The sequence below is a fragment of the Streptomyces sp. TRM64462 genome, from assembly GCF_013362995.1.
Classification (GTDB): domain Bacteria; phylum Actinomycetota; class Actinomycetes; order Streptomycetales; family Streptomycetaceae; genus Streptomyces.
On record NZ_JABWDV010000287.1, the window covers coordinates 1 to 2,658 of the forward strand.

Here is a 2,658-nt window from a genome sequence, read left to right on the forward strand (position 1 = left end):
GGGCGCCACCCGCGCGCTTGGCGGCGGGGGCGGAGGGGGCGGCCTTGCGGGGCGCCCCGGGCTTGGCAGCGGACTTGCCGGCGCCTCCGCCGGGTCCCTGCAAAGCGTCGGTCAGCTTACGGACAACCGGCGCCTCGATCGTCGAGGACGCCGAACGCACGAATTCACCGAGTTCCTGGAGCTTGGCCATGACGACCTTGCTCTCTACACCGAACTCCTTGGCGAGTTCGTATACCCGGACCTTAGCCACTTCGCTCCTTTTAGGTCCGGGTTACCGCCGGACCGTCGCTACTTCATGGGCGTACTCATCGCGTACTCATCGAGTGCTCATCGCAATCTCGACCTACTTCCACTCGCGAGGTACCTGAACCGCACGGGGTTTCCGTGCCGTACTTCTTCTTACGGTGTCGCCTGCTCGACGTAACAGCGGAGATCCGCGGTGTCGAGCGGGCCCTGTGTCCTGAAGGACCGGGGGAACGCTCGGCGGCGGACCGCCAGGTCGAGACAGGACGGGACGGGATGCACATAGGCACCCCGACCGGGCAGCGTACCGCGTGGATCAGGGGCGCACGCGCCCTCGATCACCACGATGCGCAGCAGATCGCTCTTGGCCGCCCGCTCCCGGCATCCCACACAGGTGCGCTCAGGGCATGCGCGGGCATGCGTCCGGCCAGACACGCTTAAGTCTACCTCCCCGCACCGACCTCACCCCTTTGGGGCAAGAATCGAACGGTTGTTGTCGTGATCTCGTCGTGGTGCTTCAGTAGCCCAACGTGACCGTGGGGCGGTCTATTCCCCGGCGGGCGGCCGCTGCGCGGAGTGCTGCCCCTCCTGCGGCGCGGGCTGCTGCTCGGTGTCGGGGCGGATGTCGATGCGCCACCCGGTGAGGCGGGCGGCCAGGCGGGCGTTCTGGCCCTCCTTGCCGATCGCCAGCGAGAGCTGGTAGTCGGGCACCGTCACGCGCGCGGAGCGGGCGGCGAGATCGACGACCTCGACCTTGGAGACCCGGGCCGGGGACAGCGCGTTCGCCACCATCTCGGCCGGGTCGTCGGACCAGTCGACGATGTCGATCTTCTCACCGTGCAGCTCGGCCATCACATTGCGGACCCGGCCGCCCATCGGGCCGATGCAGGCGCCCTTGGCGTTCAGACCCGAGCGGGTGGAGCGGACGGCGATCTTGGTGCGGTGGCCGGCCTCGCGGGCGATCGCGGCGATCTCGACGGAGCCGTCGGCGATCTCCGGGACCTCCAGCGCGAAGAGCTTCTTCACCAGATTGGGGTGCGTACGCGAAAGGGTGACGGACGGGCCGCGCACACCCTTGGCGACGCGTACGACGTACGTACGGAGGCGCAGGCCGTGGGAGTAGTCCTCGCCCGGCACCTGCTCCTGGACCGGGAGGATGGCCTCCAGCTTGTCGTCCAGCTTGACCAGGACGTTCTTGGGGTCCTTGCCCTGCTGCACCATACCAGCGACGACGTCGCCCTCGCGGCGGGCGTACTCGCCGAACGTGACGTCGTTCTCGGCGTCGCGCAGCCGCTGCTGGATGACCTGGCGGGCGGTGGTCGCCGCGATGCGGCCGAAGTCCGACGGCGTGTCGTCGAACTCCTTGGGCTCCTGCCCCTCCTCCAGGTCCGCGGGGTCCTCCTTCGCCCACACCGTCACATGACCGGTCTGCCGGTCCAGCACGGCACGGGCGTGGCGGCGGGCTCCCTCGGTGCGGTGGTAGGCGATGAGGAGGGCTGATTCGATCGCCTCGACCAGCAGCTCGAAGGGGATCTCCTTCTCTTGTGCCAAGCCCTTGAGAAGCTTCACATCGATGTCCACGGCTACGCCTCCTCCTCTTCCTTCTTGTCCTTGCGGCTGAACTCGATCTCCACGCGCGCCTTGGCGATCTGCGGGAACTCCACGCGACGGGCGGTGGGCTTGCGGCCCTTCACGCCCGGGACCTCCAGGTCGAGTCCGTCGTCGTCCACCTTCAGGACGCGGGCCACCAGCTCTCCGCCCTCGTGGAGCTGGAGCTTCACGAGGCGGCCGGTGGCGCGTACGTAGTGGCGGTGCTCGGTGAGGGGGCGGTCGGCGCCCGGGGAGCTCACTTCGAGGACGTACTCGCCCTCGCCCATCGCGTCCGTCTCGTCGAGCTTCTCGGAGAGGGCGCGGCTCAGTTCGGCACAGGCGTCGAGTTCCACGCCGTCGTCCGAGTCGACGATGACCCTCAGCACCCTGCGGCGGCCCGCCCGGGACACCTCGATCTCCTCGAGATCCAGCTGTCTGGCGCTGACCAGCGGTTCCAGCAGCCCGCGCAGCCTCTCGCTCTGGGTGGTGCTCATCCGGGTGACTCCTCGGCCGCGTGTGCTGTTGTGGGTTCGTCGCGTGTCAGGTCAAAGGGTATCCGGTCCCGAGGGGTGTTGCCGTCCACCTCCTGCCGACCCGCGGGTACGCTCGCCTGCGGTGATCTTCACGGTGTACCTGAAGGAGTGACGCGTGGGGCGCACGGGAACGACACGCAGACGTGCGCTCGGGGCGGCGGCCGCCGTGACGGGCGGCCTGCTGGCCGGCTGCTCCGGCTCGGACGGCGACGGCGCCACCCGGGACGGCGGCCCTCGCCCGCTGACGGCGGCGGAGCGCGCCCGGCGCGCGGAGGACGCGCTGCGGCGCAGG

General features: G+C 69.5%; 4 protein-coding genes. All 4 read right to left on the reverse strand.

Annotated elements, in window-relative coordinates:
* On the reverse strand, nt 1-250 hold a 250-nt coding region (locus HTZ82_RS13530; protein ID WP_175409604.1), incomplete at its 3' end, for a translation initiation factor IF-2 N-terminal domain-containing protein.
* A 149-nt stretch (nt 251-399) separates the two neighbouring features.
* Nucleotides 400-678 (reverse strand): YlxR family protein, encoded by a 279-nt coding sequence (locus tag HTZ82_RS13535; protein WP_175409605.1) that lies wholly within the window; start codon nt 676-678, stop codon nt 400-402.
* A gap of 111 nt (nt 679-789) precedes the next feature.
* Entirely contained in the window at nt 790-1,824 is a 1,035-nt protein-coding gene (gene nusA / locus HTZ82_RS13540) for a transcription termination factor NusA (RefSeq protein ID WP_175409606.1), read from the reverse strand.
* Between the two features lie 2 nt (nt 1,825-1,826).
* On the reverse strand, nt 1,827-2,327 hold the full coding sequence (rimP, locus tag HTZ82_RS13545; RefSeq protein ID WP_175409607.1) for a ribosome maturation factor RimP: 501 nt from the start codon (nt 2,325-2,327) through the stop codon (nt 1,827-1,829).
* Nucleotides 2,328-2,658: the final 331 nt, after the last annotated feature.

Coding starts and splice junctions, on each gene's coding strand:
- rimP (WP_175409607.1), bottom strand. CDS start 2,327: ATGAGCACCACCCAGAGCGAGAGGCTGCGCGGGCTGCTGGAACCGCTG.